This is a genomic window from Suicoccus acidiformans (assembly GCF_003546865.1).
Classification (GTDB): domain Bacteria; phylum Bacillota; class Bacilli; order Lactobacillales; family Aerococcaceae; genus Suicoccus; species Suicoccus acidiformans.
Map to the genome: position 1 here is coordinate 1,591,824 of NZ_CP023434.1, position 20,190 is coordinate 1,612,013.

19 protein-coding genes and 1 riboswitch are annotated in these 20,190 nt (G+C 44.0%); all 19 genes read right to left on the reverse strand.

The window, feature by feature from the left end; genetic code table 11:
• Positions 1-9 precede the first annotated feature (9 nt).
• The gene (rpsA, locus tag CL176_RS07510; RefSeq protein WP_240430622.1) at positions 10-1,269 is read right to left on the reverse strand and encodes a 30S ribosomal protein S1; all 1,260 of its coding nucleotides are present in this window, start codon (positions 1,267-1,269) and stop codon (positions 10-12) included.
• A gap of 291 nt (positions 1,270-1,560) precedes the next feature.
• On the reverse strand, positions 1,561-2,220 hold the full coding sequence (gene cmk, locus CL176_RS07515) for a (d)CMP kinase (protein WP_118990748.1): 660 nt from the start codon (positions 2,218-2,220) through the stop codon (positions 1,561-1,563).
• Between the two features lie 64 nt (positions 2,221-2,284).
• On the reverse strand, positions 2,285-3,001 hold the full coding sequence (locus tag CL176_RS07520) for a LysM peptidoglycan-binding domain-containing protein (RefSeq protein ID WP_118990749.1): 717 nt from the start codon (positions 2,999-3,001) through the stop codon (positions 2,285-2,287).
• Positions 3,002-3,198: 197 nt separating this feature from the next.
• Positions 3,199-3,798, reverse strand: coding sequence for an ECF transporter S component (locus CL176_RS07525; RefSeq protein ID WP_118990750.1), 600 nt, complete (start codon positions 3,796-3,798; stop codon positions 3,199-3,201).
• A 60-nt stretch (positions 3,799-3,858) separates the two neighbouring features.
• Positions 3,859-3,974, reverse strand: a riboswitch (FMN riboswitch).
• 53 nt (positions 3,975-4,027) lie between these two features.
• Entirely contained in the window at positions 4,028-4,756 is a 729-nt protein-coding gene (locus CL176_RS07530; RefSeq protein WP_118990751.1) for a pseudouridine synthase, read from the reverse strand.
• Positions 4,756-5,361 carry an SMC-Scp complex subunit ScpB gene (scpB, locus tag CL176_RS07535; protein ID WP_118990752.1) on the reverse strand — a complete coding sequence of 202 codons (606 nt, stop codon included), beginning with the start codon at positions 5,359-5,361 and terminating at the stop codon, positions 4,756-4,758. The genes CL176_RS07530 and scpB overlap by 1 nt, the downstream gene beginning before the upstream one ends.
• Positions 5,336-6,115 carry a segregation and condensation protein A gene (locus tag CL176_RS07540; RefSeq protein WP_118990753.1) on the reverse strand — a complete coding sequence of 260 codons (780 nt, stop codon included), beginning with the start codon at positions 6,113-6,115 and terminating at the stop codon, positions 5,336-5,338. The genes scpB and CL176_RS07540 overlap by 26 nt, the downstream gene beginning before the upstream one ends.
• Positions 6,108-6,512 carry a hypothetical protein gene (locus CL176_RS07545; RefSeq protein ID WP_118990754.1) on the reverse strand — a complete coding sequence of 135 codons (405 nt, stop codon included), beginning with the start codon at positions 6,510-6,512 and terminating at the stop codon, positions 6,108-6,110. The genes CL176_RS07540 and CL176_RS07545 overlap by 8 nt, the downstream gene beginning before the upstream one ends.
• A 21-nt stretch (positions 6,513-6,533) precedes the next feature.
• Positions 6,534-7,334, reverse strand: a complete 801-nt coding sequence (locus CL176_RS07550) for a purine-nucleoside phosphorylase (protein ID WP_118990755.1) — start codon at positions 7,332-7,334, stop codon at positions 6,534-6,536.
• 10 nt (positions 7,335-7,344) lie between these two features.
• Positions 7,345-8,517, reverse strand: a complete 1,173-nt coding sequence (gene deoB, locus CL176_RS07555; protein WP_118990756.1) for a phosphopentomutase — start codon at positions 8,515-8,517, stop codon at positions 7,345-7,347.
• A 14-nt stretch (positions 8,518-8,531) separates the two neighbouring features.
• Entirely contained in the window at positions 8,532-9,425 is an 894-nt protein-coding gene (gene xerD, locus CL176_RS07560) for a site-specific tyrosine recombinase XerD (RefSeq protein ID WP_118990757.1), read from the reverse strand.
• A gap of 11 nt (positions 9,426-9,436) precedes the next feature.
• Complete coding sequence (locus tag CL176_RS07565) at positions 9,437-10,297, reverse strand: CvfB family protein (RefSeq protein WP_240430431.1); 861 nt, start codon at positions 10,295-10,297, stop codon at positions 9,437-9,439.
• 166 nt (positions 10,298-10,463) lie between these two features.
• Entirely contained in the window at positions 10,464-12,221 is a 1,758-nt protein-coding gene (pyk, locus tag CL176_RS07570; RefSeq protein WP_118990759.1) for a pyruvate kinase, read from the reverse strand.
• A gap of 18 nt (positions 12,222-12,239) precedes the next feature.
• Positions 12,240-13,214, reverse strand: coding sequence for a 6-phosphofructokinase (pfkA, locus tag CL176_RS07575; protein WP_118990760.1), 975 nt, complete (start codon positions 13,212-13,214; stop codon positions 12,240-12,242).
• Positions 13,215-13,443: 229 nt separating this feature from the next.
• Complete coding sequence (gene dnaE / locus CL176_RS07580; RefSeq protein ID WP_118990761.1) at positions 13,444-16,815, reverse strand: DNA polymerase III subunit alpha; 3,372 nt, start codon at positions 16,813-16,815, stop codon at positions 13,444-13,446.
• 178 nt (positions 16,816-16,993) lie between these two features.
• Entirely contained in the window at positions 16,994-18,028 is a 1,035-nt protein-coding gene (queA, locus tag CL176_RS07585) for a tRNA preQ1(34) S-adenosylmethionine ribosyltransferase-isomerase QueA (RefSeq protein WP_118991593.1), read from the reverse strand.
• A gap of 1 nt (position 18,029) precedes the next feature.
• The gene (gene ruvB / locus CL176_RS07590) at positions 18,030-19,037 is read right to left on the reverse strand and encodes a Holliday junction branch migration DNA helicase RuvB (protein WP_118990762.1); all 1,008 of its coding nucleotides are present in this window, start codon (positions 19,035-19,037) and stop codon (positions 18,030-18,032) included.
• Positions 19,038-19,048: 11 nt separating this feature from the next.
• The gene (ruvA, locus tag CL176_RS07595) at positions 19,049-19,645 is read right to left on the reverse strand and encodes a Holliday junction branch migration protein RuvA (RefSeq protein WP_118990763.1); all 597 of its coding nucleotides are present in this window, start codon (positions 19,643-19,645) and stop codon (positions 19,049-19,051) included.
• 5 nt (positions 19,646-19,650) lie between these two features.
• A complete protein-coding gene (gene msrB / locus CL176_RS07600; RefSeq protein ID WP_118990764.1) occupies positions 19,651-20,088 on the reverse strand; it encodes a peptide-methionine (R)-S-oxide reductase MsrB in 438 nt (145 codons plus the stop codon).
• Positions 20,089-20,190 lie beyond the last annotated feature (102 nt).

Sequence of the window (20,190 nt, forward strand, 5' to 3'; positions counted from 1 at the left end):
TAATCTATATTATTCTTCATCAGTCTTGAACTGATTTAATGCGTCTCCAAGCAACTCTCCCATTGTGAAGGAAGTATCTGTGCTTTCAAAGTCATTGCTTGCTTGTTGGTTATTTTGACGACGCGGACGATTATTGTTTGAAGAACGACGACGATTGTTGTTGCGTGACTCATTGCGATTTGCTTGAGGTGCATCAGCTGGACGTTCTGGTGCTTCCAATAATTCTTTAATTGAAAGAGATAAGCGTTGTTCTTCTGGGTTTACGCTAAGAACTTTCACTTGAATTTCTTGTCCTTCTTCTAAACGCTCATGAGGTGTAGCAATATGCTCATGGGCAATTTGTGAAATGTGAACAAGTCCTTCGACACCAGGGAATACTTCGACGAAGGCACCAAAGCTCGTTAGACGTTTAACAGTACCATCTAAAACGGATCCTTCTGGAGCTTTCTCTTCGATGTTATCCCAAGGTCCTTCTAAAGTATCTTTGATAGATAATGAAACGCGACCTTCTTCTTCATCAACGGAAAGAACCTTAACTGTAACTGTTTCACCAGGCGTTAAGTAATCGCTTGGTTTATCAACGTGTTCATGTGCAATACGGCTAATGTGAACTAAACCGTCAACCCCACCTAAGTCGATGAAGGCACCAAAGTTAACTAAACGAGCAACTGTACCTTCGATTACTGAACCTTCTTCTAATTCACCTAAACGCTCTGAACGTTTCTCTTCACGTTCTTTACGAGCAATTTCTTTGTGAGAAAGAATTAAGCGGTTTTCGCTTGGCTCAATTTCTATGATTGCAAACTCAAGTGTTTGACCAACGTATTGTGAGAAATCTTCTACGAAGTAATCTTCTACCATTGATGCTGGTACGAAGCCACGTACACCTGCGTCAACAACTAACCCACCTTTAACGACACTCTTAACAGGTGCTTCGATTGTTTCACCGTTCTCGAATTTCGTTTGAAGTTCTTCCCATACTTTCTTAGCATCAACACGTCGTTTAGAAAGCAAGAAGTTTCCATTCTCTTTATCTTTGATTGGTTTCAATACAACCAATTCAATTTCGTCACCAATATTAACAACATCGGTTAATTCTTCAATTGGTGTAGCAGATAATTCGTTACGTGGAACAACACCTTCAAGACCGCCACTGTTGCGGATTGCTACGCGTACTTGATTGTCATCAAAAGCTAAGACATCAGCCATTACTGTGTCGCCAACTTTGATTTCATCAACGCTATCTAAAGCATCTTCCATTGTAACCATATCTTGAGCTGCGTCTTCAGTTTCTTCGGTTGGAATTTCTTCAACCACTTCTTCCACAGCACCCATATCTTGAGCAGCATCTTCTGCTACTTCTGTTGAAACTTCTTCATTCAATTCTTCATTCTCTAAAAACTCTGACATTTATCCGGTTCCTCCTAAGCGTTACCATATCTCTGGTTTACATTATAAACCAAGTATTACTATTATATCAAATTATTATAACCAAGTCTAGCTTATTTAGCTATTTCCCAGCGGGTTTTAAGATACATTCTGATTGTTTACTAATAGCAATTATTGCCGAATTATGTTCAAAATATGTGCCACTGTCGCTTCAGTGGTCATATGACTGTTATCTAATTCTATTGCATCGCTAGCTTTACGAAGGGGACTCTCCGCTCGACTACTGTCATAAGCATCCCGTTGAATAATACTCTCCAATAATGCTTCATAAGACTGATTACTTAAGCCCTTGGCCTGATTTTCAGCGAAGCGTCTCTCAGCCCGTATTTCAGGTGAAGCAGTGAGGTAGAATTTATAATCAGCTTCAGGCAAGACCACTGTACCAATATCCCGCCCATCCATAACGATTGATTGATTTAAAGCGAAACGTTGTTGCATTGCCACAAGGGCTGCTCTAACTTCTTTAATAGCTGCTACTTCTGAAACAGCGTTCGTCACATCGTCCTGGCGTATTGCTTCCGTTACATCATGACCATTTAAATAAACACGCTGACCTGATGGACTTGCTGCAAAGTCAATATCAATCCGCGCCAATACATCCTGAACTGCTTCAATATCACTCAAATCAATCGCTTGCTCTTGTAAAGCTAACGTAACTGCCCGATACATCGCCCCGGTATCAAGGTAAATAATGTCTAAGGCCTCACTCAAGGCCTTTGCCAAAGTACTCTTCCCTGAAGAAGCCGGACCGTCAATTGCAATATGTAACACACTATCCCTCCACTCTCAAATAAAAAACGAGACCATTCACCAATGGCCTCGCTATACTAAAATTCTACGGAATCTGAATTACTGCCCCTGGATGAATAGGCGTATCAATCGACGCACCGTTGGCTGCAGCAAGTGTATAGACATCTACGCCGTACATTCTTGCAATCGCATACCATGATTCACCTGCAGAAACCGTATGCGTCGTTCCGGCTGTCGGAGCTGGCTCTTCATAGACAGGCTCTTGGGCAACTGCCGGATCTTGGTAGACAGGTTCAGGCGGTGTAATTGAAGATTCTGGACGACTCATACTGCTGGACTCGTCTTCACTTTCTGATTCCCGACTAGAACTACTTACAGAACTTTCACTACTCGACTCTTCTGAAGAGGATTCTTCTGAAGTTGAACTTGCTTCTGAATTTCTTGAAATCATCACCTGCTCTGTTGTACGCTCAGCAATCTCCTTATTATCCCGTTGAGCTGAAATTACACCCCACAGAATGAACGGCAATAATACTGTCAAAATCAAAGCAGCTAACAATACACGCGATAGCGTAGTCGCTTCTTTAGCTGGTTGATTCCGAGCAGAACGAGAATACTGGCGATTCTTAGGATTCTCATCTTGACCGAAACGTCGATTCCACGGGCGACGACTTTCTTCATCCGCCCGACTACCTGGCTCATCTAAGGACGGGTCGACTTCTTGCTCGTCTCTTACCTCAAAAGAGTCTTCCTGCTCCTCAAAGCGATCATCGTTAAATTCATTTTCCTTGTCTTTTGGCATCGATATCCTCCTACATACATATGTTCAGAAAACATATCATATTACACTTTCTTAGTTTACCACAAAGCTCGCAGAAATACATTTTAGCATAGTAATTTTCTATAAAACTTCATCTATTTGAAAGATATTCGTAACACTTTGGTAACATAGGTTCACTTTTTGGTACTTTTATTTGGTAATAAGATTTTGTTTCGCCCTTAAAGACTCGCCTGAATGTACTCTTCATAAAGTACATTGCGCTTGAAGAGTTGCGGATAGAACACTTTAATGACAAAGACTTGGCCGACACTATTGATGAGTCCTTTAAGCAGATTAAAAGGCACTAAAATCAATAGTAAATAATCACGGATATTATCGATAGGGAAATGCAATACTTTGGTATAAAGTGGCACAGCAATGAAATAATTAAATAATAACATCACTACCGTGAGTGTCAGTGTAGAAACTACTCCCATCAGAAGATAACGCATCTTAGGGGCTAAGCTTTTCCCTTTGCTCAAGAAGAAGTGACTGGGAATAAATAATGCTAAAGAAGCCGCCATACTCATCATCATCCCAATGGGAATCCCCGCTTCGCCACCGAAAAATAAATAGTGCAAGAAATCTCGAATAAAGGCTACCGCCAATAAGCCAACAGGTCCTTTCACTAACATACCTACCAGCACCACTAAATCACTGAAATCAAATTTCAAAAATTGGGCCGGTGGGAAGATGGGCAACTCGATTAACCTTAGTATAAAAGCCCAAGCCCCTAGAATTGCAAGTAATACCGTTGTCTTCGATTGACTTTTCGCCATATCGTCCGCCTCCTTTAAATAGAAAAAAACCGATCACCTTAGGGCAATCGGTTCAAACACGTCATTCTTCTCTCATCCAGACTTTACTGTCGGTATTGGAATTTCACCAATTCAGCGCTGAAGCGCTTGTGGACTTTACCACCGGTCGGGAATTACACCCTGCCCTGAAGAATTTTTTATTGTGTTTACTATAGCATATAATTAAGCCGTTCACAAGCGCTAAGCTAACTTATTTGATCGCGCTTTCAGCTTCTTTGCGAAGTTTATCAACTTCAAAGGCTGTTAATTCGCGCCACTGACCCGGTTGCAAGTTACCCAGATCAAGGAAACTGAAACGTTCGCGCTTCAAGGAGACGACTGTGCGCCCGACTGCTTCAAACATTCGCTTAACTTGATGGTTCCACCCTTCACGAATGGTTAATTCCACCACACTCATTTGCTTACGGTCATTGGTAGATAGGACCCGCACTTTGGCTGGGGCCGTCCTTTGTTTATCGAGCATAACTCCCCGGCGTAAGTTTTGCATATCAGCCTCTGCTAAAAAACCATCGATTTTAGCAATGTAAGTTTTGTTGATTTTATAACGAGGGTGCATCATTAGATTCGCGAAATCCCCATCATTGGTCATCATTAATAAACCGGTCGTATCAAAGTCCAGGCGCCCAATTGGATAAATCCGTTCCGGAATGCCTTGGACATAATCTGTTACGACGGGGCGCTCTTTGTCGTCGCTAACGGCTGAAATCACATTTCTAGGTTTATAAAGGAGAATATAGCGAGGCTCTTCTTTATAAATAGGGACCCCATCTACTTCAATGGTATCCTCCCGTGAAACCTTCGTCCCCAGTTCCCGGACGACTTCCCCATTGACTTTTACCCGACCAGCTTGGATAATCTCTTCGCATTTGCGTCGACTAGCCACCCCGGCATGAGCCATAACTTTCTGTAATCTTTCCACTAATCATCCTCCTCTTCTTGATGGAAGTACTCAACATTCCATTCTTCAATGTCAAACAAACTCTCAGACGTTAATTCCGCATTGAGTGCAAGCGGTTCAATATCCGGAAGATCATTAAGACTTTCCAAACCGAAATAATCCATAAAATACGGTGTTACCCCATAAAGGAGGGGGCGTCCAGGCGCTTCAACACGTCCTACTTCTTGAATTAAATCGCGCTGCATCAATTTCTGTAACATGCTTTGCGAGGAAACCCCGCGAATCTCATCGACGCTCAGACGCGTGATCGGTTGGCGGTAAGCTACAATGGCCAATGTTTCAACAGCCGCCCGACTCAATTGCTGATTGACCGGTTGTTGGGCAAAGGCCTTCACATCTTCTTCAAGAAAGGCTTTCGTCACGAGGCGGTAACGCTGATTATAATTTACCAATTCAATCGGAGAAGTTTCGTCCGTTTGCAAGGTAAGTTTTAACGCTTGTAAATTCTCCTGCACTTCCACCGATGGTACATTCAATACTTGGACGAGATCTGCTTCACTAACGCCTTCTTCGCCGGCTACGAATAAGATGCCTTTAATTCTAGTAAGTAATTGAATGGCTTGCATGCGCAACCTCGCTTCCTTTCAGTGTGATGGGACCGGTGGGTACTTCCTGCTGAAAGACAATCCACTGCTTACGAACTAATTCTAACATGGCAAGAAAGGCCGAAATAATTTGAGACGGAGTTTCCTCCTCCACAAATTCTAAGAAGGCCACTTCTGTATGCGGATGCAGTTGGAAATAATTCTGCATACTTTCAATCTTCTCGTCCACTGTGACCGGATCCCCTTGAATTTCGCGTAATTTAGGTTCCCTGTCTTGGGCCCGTTTAAGGACATCTTCCATACTGATTGCTAAGTCTTCTACCGTATAAGCCCCCGCTTTAAGCTTGACTTCAGCTATATGAGCAGATAAATCAGCCAAAGGACGGTCATAGGCCCGTCCTCTGTCCGCTTCTTGCTTTTGTAATTGACTGGCAACGTCTTGAAATTGCTGGTACAACAACAACTGTTGCACTAAAGCAGCCCGCGGATCCTCACCTTCATACGGATCATCCAACTCATCATCCGGCTCAATTGGGAGGAGTAAGCGGCTTTTAATCTCAAGCAAGGTCGCAGCCATGACTAAGTAATCCCCGACCACATCCAATTGCACTTCTTGCATGGAATGAACATAAGCTAAATATTGCTCCGTAATTTCAGTCATAGGGATGTCATTAATATCTACTTCTAACTTGCGAATTAAATGAAGCAGTAAGTCAAAAGGCCCCGTAAATACTTCTAATTCAAGATGCAATTCATCGGCAAATAGCTCACTCATCGCCAAGCCGGTCCTTTTCATAGCGCTGTGTCCATCCGGCTAGGTGATCACTCAACTGCATATTACTCAAAATTTTAGCTTCTGGATAATAGGCCTTGAGTGCCTTAAACATTTCATAAGCCGATTCCTCATCTCTGAAAGAAGGCAAAAGGACATACTTCTGCAAATACAGTGTCGATTGGGGCAAATCTTCCCCGTCTTCTTTGTCAAGGATGATAAGGCCAATGAAATTATCGGCCCCCTCAGGCTTATAAAGTAAAATCTGTGTCGTTTGAGACTCCTGATATGCTGTTAAATCTTGCTTCAGCACTTCAGTTGAAGGTACTTCTTCATCATAGGTATACGATAGGAGACCTAAAACGATTTTCTCATGTTTGTTTTTAGAACTGACTAGCATAATACCACCTTTCTGCCAGAACTAAATCCGTTGAATCAGTTCCTGCATAAGTTGTTCAAATTTCGGTTTCACTTGCATAGAGACATTTACTACATCATCGTGAGCCTGGGTATCCTGCATCCCAGCAGCTTTATTGGTGATACATGAAATCCCAATGACTTCAATACCACAGTGCTTAGCTACGATTACTTCAGGCACCGTTGACATACCTACCGCATCGCCACCGATAATGCGAACCTGGCGAATCTCCGCAGGGGTCTCATATGTCGGCCCTGTCATCCAAGTGTATACCCCTTCTTGCAAACGAAGGCCCACTGCTTCAGCTGCATCGCGAGCAATTTGACGACCTGAAACACTATAAGCTTCAGTCATATCTACAAATCTCGGCCCATGTGCATCGATATTGGCTCCAATGAGCGGATTTTGCCCCGTTAAATTGATATGATCCGTAATTAACATCAAATCTCCCGGTTCAAAGGCTTCATTCACCCCGCCAGCAGCGTTGGTGACAATTAGATTCTCAACCCCTAACTCCTTAAAGATTCGAATTGGATAAGTGACCGCGTCCAGCTGATACCCTTCATAATAATGGAAACGCCCTTGAAGTGCAATCACTTGCTTATCATGAATTTTCCCGTAGACTAACATCCCAGAATGACCTTCCACCGTAGAGACAGGGAAGCCAGGAATTTCTTCATAAGGCACTCGAGTGGCATCTTCAATCTTATCTGCGAAATCGCCTAAACCTGAGCCAAGAATTAACGCAATCTTAGGCTCAATCATGCCCTTCCCTCGCAAAAAATTAACTGTTTCTGTATACATAAGCTACTCCTTACTTCAATTGATCTAGAAATGATTGACCATGCTCCGTTTGCTTCACACCGAAATTATCTGCAATCGTTGCCGCAATATCTGCGAAGAATCCCTGTTCCAGTGCGCCGCTCGCCTCTAGTTGCGGACTATAAGCTAACAGGGGCACAAATTCACGGGTATGGTCCGTTCCATGGAAAGTTGGGTCATTGCCATGGTCAGCGGTGATGAGCAATAAGTCATCTGCCCGGAGGGCTGCATAAATTTCTGGCAACCGAGCATCAAAGTCTTCCAGAGCATCTCGATAACCTTCAGGATTGCGCCGATGACCGTATATGGCATCGAAATCTACTAAATTCGTAAAGCTCAAGCCGTGAAAGTCTTGTGCCATCACCTTGAGTAATTGGTCGACACCATCCATATTGCTCTTTGTACGAACACCATGGGTAATACCTTGCTCGTTGAAAATATCCGAAATCTTTCCAATGGAGATAACATCATATCCTGCTTCTTTCAAATAATCTAAGGTCGTCTCCTCAAATGGACTCAAGGCATAATCGTGGCGATTACTCGTCCGGATAAAATTCCCTGGTTCACCAACATAAGGCCTGGCAATAATCCGCCCAAGCATGTAAGGCTCTTCTAGGGTAATACTACGTATATATTCACAAATATCGTATAGTTCTTCTAGCGGTATCACTGCTTCATGTGCTGCAATCTGCAAGACTGAATCCGCGGAAGTGTAGACAATCAAATCGCCCGTTGCCATTTGATGAGCACCCCACTCATCAATAATTTCCGTTCCAGATGCCGGCTTATTGGCCACAACTTTGCGCCCGGAATACGCCTCAATTTGCTCAATCAATTCAGGGGGGAAGCCTTCAGGAAATACCCGAAAAGCTTGATCGATTCTCAATCCCATAATTTCCCAGTGGCCAGTCATCGTATCTTTACCTGCAGATAGTTCTTGTAGTTTAGTCCAGTAGCCCTTTGTCAACTCCTGTGACTCAATGCCGGCTAAAGGTTCAATATTTCCCAAGCCTAAGGCTTGCATATGTGGTACATTTAAGCCGGCTACTTCAGCAATATGCCCTAAAGTATGGGCCCCCACATCGCCAAAAGCACTTGCATCGGGTGCTTCACCAATGCCTACTGAGTCTAATACAATTAAATGAATACGCGAAAATCTTGTCATTAGCGTCCTCCTTCTTATGCTCTAGGAAAGTTCTTGCGATAGACTTCTCTTAATCGATAGTTTGAAATATGAGTATAAATTTGTGTGGTAGAAATATCAGAATGACCCAGTAATTCTTGAACCATTCTTAAATCTGCTCCATTCTCCAATAAATGCGTGGCGAAAGAATGCCGTAAAGTATGAGGGGTAACATTGGCTTGAATTCCTGCTAACTCAACATATTTCTTCAAATTCTTCCAAATACCTTGCCGCGTAAAAGGGCCGCCTCGTCGGCTGAGGTAGACAGCATTGTGATCTTGGATGCCTGGTTTTTGCATAAGATAGCGGACTTCGTTTAAGTAACGGTCCAACCAGTATTGGGCCTCCTCACCTAAGGGAACGATTCGCTCTTTATTCCCCTTGCCGATTGTTTGTATAAAGCCTAATTCTAAGTGTAGTTCATCTAACTTTAAAGTGATCAGCTCACTTACCCGCAAGCCTGTTGCATACATCAATTCGAAAATCGAGCGATCGCGAATGCCTAGATTTGTCTCAATATCTGGAGCAGCCAACAAGGCATCAATTTCATCAGTTGATAAGGTATCTGGCAAATGCTTGCGCGCTTTCGGCTGTTCGAGCAATTGGGCGGGATTCTGTTCCAGCACACCTTCCAGCATTAAATAGCGGAAGAATTGCTTTAAGCTTGATATGATGCGACTGGTAGTTGCACTCGCGTAGCCCTCATGCTTCAGTTCAACGAGGAAGAGCTGAATATCTTCGGTTTGAATATGGTCAATTTGCACCTTCGCTTTTGCTTTTAGAAACGCATTGAATTTCCTTAAGTCTCTGCGATAATTGACCACCGTATTCTCGCTATGACCTAAGTCAATACTGAGATACCTTAGGAAGTCTTCAATATATTCGTTCACACATTCACCTACTACTTTTGCAAGTAAAGGCCTTCTCCTTTGACTTGCTCTATTAAACCTTGTTTCATTAAATTCCCAACCGCCCGCTTAAATTGCCCCTTACTAATTCCTAATAAGGCCTGAATATCAGCTGGTTTCGATTTATCGTGCAAAGGCAGGAAACCTGTTGGATCTTTTTCTAGAATACGTAAAATCATCGTTGCATCCCCTTCCAAGGCCTCATGTGCCCGAGGTCTTGTTGAAAGATTCAGCCTGCCATCTAAATGGGTATCGACTACCCGAGCTGCAAGTACCTCGCCTAAGCGCACCGGCACAAGCTGTTCGCTCTCATGCAAGAAACACTGATAGCCTTCCGTGCTGATTGCTAAGGCTCCGTCGCGAATTAGTTGGTAGACCGTGGCATGGATGTCTTGATTAGCGAGCCGAGCGGGCGCTTTACGGGTATAAGCACTGGCTTCTTCTTTCTTTGCCAAATTTGCCCAAAGCCGATTCTTGCGATCGGTTGAAAGCTGAACCAATAGACGGTCGCCGATTTGAGGCCACTCATCTTGAATCAACGGCAATTCATCTAAAGAAACTGGCACATCTTTATTCACTAAGCCTATATCTAGGAAGGCACCCAAATCCCTTCGAACATCGACAACAACGCCCCAGCCAAAGGCGTCTAAGCGACTGTCAGGCAAAGTCACTTGGAAACACCACTGCTGGTTACGGTCCATATAGACCATCCCTTCAACCTGTTCGCCGATTGCTGGATATGGCTTGGTTAAGCCTTCCTTAGGTAAGGTAAGAATCTGATCTGAAATTTGCACATATAATGCTTCTGCCTGCTCATCGCGCACGACAGCTGTTTGTATATCCCCTTGCTTCATCATGTCACCTCTTGTGTTTTATTGTACCATAAGTCTGCAATTGCTTATAGCACTCTGAAAGAAAAAGCCGCATAGCTACATGCTGACCTGACATTCTCTAGCTTAGAGACTTCCTGGCGTCCGCCTGTAACTATTCGGCTTAACTTAAACTTTATTCATTTAGAAATTAAATACTTACGGTAGCTCCACGATACACACGGCCACGACGTGCATCTACAGTTACCAATTCATTATTGGCGATTTTTTCGATAGCATCTTTAGCTGAAACGATGACTGGAATACCACGCTCTAAACCGACAATTGCCGCATGAGACGTCATTCCGCCTGTTTCAACAACGACTGCACCCGCACGTTTCAAAGCAGGCGTAAAGTTAGCATCAGAATATGGAATAACTAAGACAGAACCTACTGTGGTCCTTTCATTCGCTTCTTTTGCATCCTTAGCAATAACGGTTTTACCGATGTAGTTGGCATTGCCAACGCCTTCACCTTTCGTTAAAAGCGTACCAATTTGCTTAATTTTCATCAAGTTCGTTGTACCTGATTCACCTACTGGTACCCCTGCTGTAATGATAATTAAATCTCCCTCAGAAGCATTGCCCGTTCTTAAAGCAAGCTCTGTTGCAGAGTCTAACATTTCATCTGTTGAGCTTGGGACATCGATTGAGTAAGCTTGTACACCCCATACTAAAGTCATCGCACCCATTGTCTCTTGGCTAAAGGTTGCCGCTAGAATATTTGCTTTCGGACGATATTTGGAAATCATTTGCGCTGTATGACCAGATGAAGTTGCAGCTACGATTGTCTCGATGCCTAAATTCTTAGCTGTATGGCCAACTGCTTGTCCAATTGCTTCCGTTAAGTCTTGCTTGTCATAAGCTTTAAGGGTAATTGCATCTTGTCCGACAAGTGCTTCTTCCGTACGCAAGCAAATACTTGCCATGGTCTTAACTGCTTCTACTGGATAATCACCTGACGCTGTTTCACCTGAAAGCATAACCGCATCGGTTCCATCGAAGATAGCATTGGCAACGTCCCCAGCTTCCGCACGGGTTGGACGTGGGTTAACTTGCATAGAGTCCAACATTTGCGTTGCAGTAATAACGGGTTTACCTGCTTCATTACATTTGCGGATCATTTCTTTCTGGATAATTGGCACTTCGTTGGTTGGGATTTCTACCCCTAAGTCTCCACGGGCAACCATAATACCATCAGAAATTTCGATAATTTCATCGAGATTATCGACACCCTCTTGGTTTTCAATTTTAGAAATAATACGGATATGCATGGCATCCATATCTTCTAAAACTTCACGAATTTCCAAGACATCTTGGGCACGGCGTACGAAACTTGCCGCAATAAAGTTAATTCCTTGACGGACACCAAAGCGGATATCATCCGCATCTTTCTCAGTAATACCTGGCAATTGTAGGGAAACGTTTGGCACGTTAACCCCTTTACGAGATTTGAGAATACCTGAGTTTAATACTTCCGTAATAATTTCTTGATTTTCAAAATCAATATCCGTGATTAATAAATCGATCAGGCCGTCATCTAAAAGAATATGGCCACCAATTTCCACATCATTGATTAAGTTTTCATAGGTTACAGAGAAACGCTCAGCATTTCCGGTAACCTCTTTCATCGCTACACGTACAATAGACCCTTTCTCTAAAGGAACGATGTCTGTTTCCATTAAGTGCGTACGAATTTCTGGCCCTTTCGTATCAAGTAGCATCCCAACAGATTTACCTGTTTCTTCACGGGCTTGCTTGAATTTATTCATGCGTTCTAACTGTTCTTCATGCGTTCCATGAGAGAAGTTGAAACGAGCAACGTTCATTCCCTCTTCCATCAGTTGCTTGATTGTCTCTACAGAATCTGTAGCAGGTCCTAACGTACAAACGATTTTAGTTTTTTTCATTGCTTAGAGTCCCCTTTATTATAAATCTCGATCCGTCAATTCTAAGTTCAGTTTATATAAATCTTCGCGGACTTTATGTTCATTCTTCTCAAGTGTCTCAACAATATCAAAGATTGATACACGTTCCTCGTTAATGCCGAGATAGACGCCCGCTTGTCCTTCAAGAAGCAAATCAACAGCTTTAGCACCCATTGACGTAGCAAAGACACGGTCACGAGCAGTTGGTGCACCACCACGTTGAATATGAGATAATGCAACACCGCGCACACTTTGTTCAGGCACATGTTCTTTAAATTCTGCCACAAACTCATCCACCGCCATAGCACCTTCGGCAAGAATAATCAATGAGTAATCTTTCCCACTGCGACGGCCAGCACGAACAGTATAAGCCACTTGTTCCATATCAAAAGATTCTTCTGGAATAATAATCGCATCTGCTCCAGCTGCAACACCCGCCCAAATGGCAATGTCCCCTGCATGACGGCCCATAACCTCAATGACAAAGGTCCGCTCATGGGAAGCAGCTGTATCAGAAATCTTATCAATTGCATCCAAAGCAACTGTAACAGCAGAGTCAAAACCGATTGTATACTCCGTTCCTGGAATATCATTATCAATCGTTCCTGGAATACCGATAGCAGGGAAGCCAAGTTTCGTTAGTGATAAAGCACCTTGGAAAGAACCATCCCCACCAATGACGATTAAACCATCAATTTTCTGTTTCTTTAACTGCTCAATGGCTCGCTCTTGATTCTTTCTTTCCTTGAATTCTGGATAACGAGCGGAATGGAGCAATGTTCCACCTAGTTTAATTTGATGGTGAACATCATTAACGGTCAAAAGACGTAAGTCCCCTTCAACCAATCCTTGAAAGCCATGGTAAACCCCATATACTTCTAATCCGTGGTGCATCCCTTGGTTTAAGACAGCTCGAATAGCTGCATTCATCCCTGGGGCATCGCCACCACTCGTAAGAACTGCGATTCTTTTCATTGATTGCCTCTCCTCAAATTTTAAATTAGCATCATGTTATGCTTCCAATTGCTATTCTAGCATTATTTTTATGTGAAGTCATATTATTCTGCAGTTTTTATTAATGAAATCGTTTTATGTGCGTTCTAGCCAAATATTTCATCTACTAGCACTTAAACAAAAGGTCCCTTACCACTTGGCAAAGGGACTTCACTGATTTAATAATACTGACTGTCTACGAGCAACTGTCCTACTGGAAGATAACATTCTCCTCGCCGAAGATTTGCTTAACTTCCTGCTGGACACGGCGGCTGTAACTAATTAAATAAGGCTTATCTAATAAGAAACTCTGCCTTTGGGCATCGACAAGAATAATTTGAGCTGGTCCTGGATTATCAAGGGCCAATTGCTTAATAGCATTCACTTGTACTTGAGCTTGTTCAATCGACTGGACGCGGATAAAGCAACGAACATTTGACGTATTATTAGGTGCTTGATTCGCTGGCTGGCCTAGCCCTTCTAACAGTGTTTGGGCCCGCTCCATCTGCTCGACGACCAGTTGACGCTCCCCTCTTTGACTCTTCCCTAACTTACCACGAACGTGCACAATTTCTTGGTCTTTTAAAAGCTTGTGAACGCGTTGATACGTATTGGGGAAGATAACGGCGGAAATGTGGGCCAATTCACTGCTAAGTTGCATAAAGGCCATCGGTTCTTGACGCTTCGTTGTTATCCGCCGCACATCCTCAACTAAACCAATCACTTGGACTTTACTGCCATTTTTGAGTTGATTGAGTTGGTCCACCGAATATAAGGCTTTTTGGCTGGCAATAATTGCTTCATAGGCATCCAAAGGGTGACCGGCAGAGGAGAAGCCTAAGTGCTCACGCTCTTTCTCATAGAGTAGGTGTAAAGGCCACTCGGCTTGCAATTCAATCCGTGGTTCCAATTCTTCAAATAAACTCATGCTTTGCCCACTAAAGGTGAGACTTTGCAGTAAGTTAGGCAAATTGTAACTTAAGGTCGCTCGATTATAGCCAAAGCTATCAAAAGCCCCCACTTCAATTAGACTCTCTAGAAGCTCTTGCTCACGATATTTATCTGGCAAGCGCCTTAAAAAGCTTTGAAAATCTTGGTAAGGCCCCAGCAAATTGCGGTCATCTACAATATGCTTAGCTAAATCGCGCCGAACCCCTTTCACTTGCTCAAAGCCTAGACGAAGCGCTGTGCCATCAATCGACAAGCTCAATAAACTTCGATTAACATCAATGGGCAGTATTCTACCTAAGCGCTTGCGCGCTTCCCGGAGATAGGTTAATAAGCTTGTATGAATCGAACGGCCACTGGCAATCACCGCCTGGTAAAACTCAAGGGGATAATGGGCTTTCAAATAAGCTAGCTGGTAAGCCAAAGTCGAATAGACGACTGCATGGGCTCGGTTAAAGCCATAATTGCTGAAAGCGTAAATATAATCATAGACTTCCTTAGCAATTTGTGCTTCATAGCCTCGCTCAGTAGCTCCTTGGATAAAGTGGCTGCGTTCTTGCGCCATTACATCCGCTTGCTTCTTGCTCATCGCCCGGCGCAACATGTCCGCTTCGCCCATGGTAAAGCCACCCATTCGCACTAGAATTTGCATCACTTGCTCTTGGTAGACAATAATGCCATAAGTATTCTTCAAGATTGGCTCTAAATCGGGGTGGATATATTCAATGGCTTCCTGACCATGCTTACGGCGGATAAAATGTTGAATTTGCTGCATAGGTCCTGGTCGATACAAGGCATTAACCGCTACAATATCTTCGAAACTTGTCGGTTTCAATTGCTTGAGAACATTCTGAATTCCTTCTGATTCAAATTGAAAGACCCCATTAGTGTCACCTGAACGAAATAGCCCTAAAGTTTGTGCATCATCCATCGGAATTTGATTAATGTCCAAGACTTCACCTTGGCGCCTTTGAATATTTCGTAAAATCCGGTCAAGAATAGACAAATTCTTCAAGCCTAGAAAATCCATCTTCAACAAACCGATAGCCTCCACATCATACATGGAGAATTGGGTCATGAGGCCGGCTTGAGGACGCTCGGTTACTGGGATAATCCGTTCAAGCGGTTCATCGTGAATTACAACAGCAGCCGCATGGGTCGACGTATGACGAGGCAAGCCCTCAATCGTCTGAGCAATAGCATATGTCGTCCGATTCTCCGGCTGTTCAACTACAAGCCGGCGTAAATCAGCTGACTCCTGATAAGCCCTTTGCAAAGTCATGGCCTGGTTTTGATCCGTGGGAATCGCTCGGGACCACTGCTGCATCCTTTCTTTGGGTGCATCTAACACCCGCAAGGTATCCCGGACGGAAGCCTTGGCGCCGAAGGTTCCAAAGGTCGCAATTTGTGCGACTTGTTGATGGCCGTATTTCTGCTCGACATATTGAATGACCTGGTCCCGGCGGTCATCGGGAATATCAATATCTATATCCGGCATCGTGTAACGTTCCGGATTCAAGAAGCGCTCAAACAGCAAGTCATATTCTAACGGATCTACCAGGGTAATTTGCAGAAGATAACTCACCAAGGAGCCTGCCGCCGAACCACGACCCGGTCCTACGCGAATCCCCGATGCTCGGGCATAGGCGATAATATCCCACACAATTAGGAAGTAATCACTAAAGCCCATGGTGGCGATCGTATGAAGTTCATGCTCTAACCGCTCAATATAAGGAGCCTCCGTCGCTCGCCCGATTGCTTGAAGACGCTCTTGGGTAAGCCGCTTAAGGTAGGCATCAGAATCTTCCCCTTTGGGACTTTGGAACTTCGGTAAATATTGCTGTTCTTCAGGAAATTCTAGATTAATTTGGGCAATCAAGTCTTGCGTATTATGCCACAAATCTCCCAATTGATGCCGTTCATATAAAGCCTGCAACTCCTCAGGGGCATAAAGGTAAGATTCACCCTTATATTGAACAGTATCCAAGGAGATTGTCTCATTCTCCCGAATGGCTTCCAGAACCTCTAAAGCCCGGGCATCATCGGTCTCAAGCATATTCACCGGTTGAGCGATAACCGCTTGAATGCCCTGACGCTCCGCGAAATGCAAGACCGTCTCAACTTCGAGTGCATTATAAGGCGAAGCTTGAATACCGATATAAATATGCTCCTTAGGGACAAGGTCTTGCAGGTGCTGATAGAAACGCTGAGCTACATCTGTCCGCTCATAAATTAGTGCTTGTTCCAATTCACTCGTTCGCCCGAGGCTAATCCATATTAAAGACGTACCGTTTCGCTGGATTACTTCCCAAATCTTACGGGTTTCCATCGACTCTTGACTCAGTAATTTGGAAATCACCATCAAGGCCTGATAGCCTGTGTAATCGGTTGCATAAAGCAAGAAAGAGAAAGTCTGGCTTTGGTCGAGTAAACCCGGCATGGTAATATGTAAGCCAATCATCGGCTTTACACCATGCTTTTGCGCTTGCTCATAGAAAGCATAAGCCCCATGCATCACTTGCTTATCCGCTAACCCAAGCCTTGAATATCCCAGCTCAGCCGCCTTGGCGACATACGCTTCAATTTCTAAAGTACTCGAAAGAAAGGTATACACACTTTGAACATTTAAATACATACACTCACCTCCTAAGACCCCACAAGCCAATGCATGCTTGTGACATTACTTAAGCACTTGAATTTGGTCAATCATTTAATGCCATTCTATCCAAAAATACCCGAGCACGTCCAGAGTATCCCTTACGAAAACAGTGTGAACGAAATCGGATATTTGAACCTTATATGGTATTTCATATTTAGAGAAGAAGCATGGCGTCACCAAAACTAAAGAAACGATACCGCTTTTCCACGGCATGAGCGTAGGCTGCTAACACGTGGTTCCGGTCATAAAAGGCACTGACCAGCATCATCAAAGTAGATTGTGGCAGGTGGAAATTGGTAATCAAGTGGTCAACAACTTGATATTCAAAACCCGGTGTGATGAATATCTTGGTCCAGCCTGATTGGGGAAGCACTTCCCCATGATTTTCTTGGGCAATCGTCTCAAGTGTACGTACACTCGTCGTACCTACGGCTGTTATTTTGCCACCATTGGCCTTGATGCGGTTAATACGCTCAGCGCTTTCCGCACTCAAGTGATAAAATTCGGCATGCATATCATGGTCTTCAATCCGGTCCACCGAAACTGGCCGAAATGTTCCCAGCCCCACGTGCAAGGTTAAAGGAATCAACTCCACGCCTTTAGCTTTGGCCGCTTGAAGAAGCTCTTCGGTAAAGTGCAAGCCTGCTGTTGGAGCTGCCGCCGAACCATTCTCTTTCGCGTAAACAGTTTGATAGCGGTCCGGATCTTCTAGGCGCTCTTTAATATATGGTGGGAGAGGCATCTGGCCTAATTTCTCTAAATGTTCCAGAAAGACCCCTTCATAATAAAACTCAATAATACGTCCACCATGTTCTAAGGATTCTACGACTTCTGCTGTCAGTTCACCGTCGCCAAAGGAAATCTTCGTACCTACCTTGGCTCGTTTAGCTGGTTTAACTAGCGTCTCCCAGCGATTCCCTTGAGTATTATGGAGCAACAAAATCTCTAAATGTCCCCCAGTATCAGGCTTTACGCCGAAAATTCGAGCCGGGATAACGCGGCTATGATTAACTACCAGGCCATCGCCAGCTTCCAAGTAATCCAAGATATGCTTAAAGTCTGTATCTTTAATCTTATCCGTCTCACGGTCGATGACCATTAGGCGAGAAGCACTCCGGTCAGCTAGCGGTGTTTGGGCAATTAAATCATCTGGTAACTCATAATTAAAATCTTGTGTCGTATAGGTCATCTTAACTCTTTCCATTCTGTTCAATTCCTAAATGCTCATAAGCTAAAGGCGTCAATACACGCCCTCTTTGCGTTCGTTTCATAAAACCGGTCTGAATAAGGTAAGGTTCATACATATCCGAAACCGTCTCCACATCCTCACTAATATTCACGGCTAAGGCATTTAAGCCAACCGGTCCTCCTTGGTACATCTCATACATTGTCTGCAGTATGGTGCGATCGGTGTGATCTAAGCCGTAGTGATCAATCCCTAACATGGTCAAAGCCTGATCGGCCAATGCCCGACTAATATGACCACTAGCTTTCACTTGTGCAAAATCCCGCACCCGGCGCAAGAGCCGGTTAGCAATCCTTGGCGTTCCGCGACTTCGCAAGGCAATCTCACTAGCTGCTTCCCCATCAATCTCAATGGCAAAAATTCGGGCACTCCGTTCAATGATTAACTTCAAATCTTCCGGCTCATAATACTGCATATGTAAAACAATACCGAAGCGATCGCGCAGTGGCTGACTCAAACTGCCGGCCCGGGTAGTCGCCCCAATTAAGGTAAAGGGTGGTAATTCGAAATGAATGGGCTGACTCGTCTCACCTTGGCCAATAATAATATCCACATAATAGTCTTCCATAGCGGAGTAAAGAACTTCTTCAATGACCCGCGGCAAACGATGAATCTCATCAATAAATAGAATATCCCCTGGCTCTAACTCATTTAACAAAGCCAACAAGTCCCCCGGACGCTCAATCGCTGGGCCACTCGTTGTATGAATATTTACAGCGAGTTCATTGGCAATTAACAAAGCCAAGGTGGTCTTCCCTAAGCCTGGTGGGCCGTATAGTAAGACATGGTCTAAAGCTTCTTTACGCAACTTTGCCGCCTCGATATAAATAGCCAATTCTTCTTTTAACGGACCTTGGCCAATGTATTCATTTAAATAGCGCGGACGCAAACTCAAGAGTTCCAAATCGTCGCGTTCCTCAGCAAAAGCTTCTCCAGACAGCTCTCTTCCCATCTGACACCCTCCTACTTAATTAACTGTTTAAATGCGAAACTTAAACCTTCTTGCGTTGTAGCAAAGCTTTCCTTCTCCAAAAGCGGTGCAACGCGTTTAATTTCACGCTGCGTATAGCCCAGGCCTGATAAAGCTTCTAAGATTTCATCTAACTGCTGCTGATCGTGCATCGCTGCATCTTCTTTCCCAGCAGAAGTATGGACTGCGAAACCATCCAATTTCCCTTCTAAATCTAGGATCATCTGTTGGGCCGTCTTTTTGCCGACACCGGGAAATTTCATAAGATACTTACTATCACTCGAATGGACCGCCTGAATAAGCCCGTCATGATCATCGATCGCAAGAATCGCTAAGGCACTCTTTGGGCCAATTCCTGAAACTTTATTCAAGGTTTGAAAGAGTTGTAATTCCTTTTGATCTTTGAAGCCATAGAGCAATTGGCTATCTTCTCGGGTCACTAATTCAACATAAACGCGAACCGACTCCCTGACAAAGTCCTGCCAGCGGTAAGGATTCGCGACAAAGATGCGAAAGCCAATACCACTGGCATTAAGGACAAGATACGTCGGCTCGAGTGTTTCTAATGTTCCTTCAATAAATTCATACATGAAGCTTACTCCACCAACGATTTATAAGCACCATAGCCTGCTTCATCCATTTCTTCAAAAGGGATAAATTTCAAGGCCGCTGAATTAATGCAATAACGTAAGCCACCGGCTTCACGGGGTCCATCTGGGAAGACATGGCCTAAATGTGAGTCAGCAGCGTCACTGCGTACCTCCGTACGAACCATGCCGAAACTGCGGTCCTCTTTCTCAACAATATTCTCCTGATGAATCGGTTGCGTGAAAGAAGGCCATCCACAGCCCGCATCATACTTCGTCGCACTAGAGAACAAAGGCTCCCCGCTTACAATATCGACATAAATCCCTTTCTCATAAAAATCATCATATTCCCCCGTAAAAGCACGCTCAGTTGCATCTTCCTGAGTGACTTGATATGACGTTTCAGATAGGTTGCGAATAACGTCTTTATATTCTTCCTTAGCCATCTGGCACCATCCTTTTCTCATACTCTTTCCATATCCAGGCCCTTGCTTCACTCACTTGTACAAAGCCCGGTAAGCAATGAAACATAGTGATTCGCTCCATGC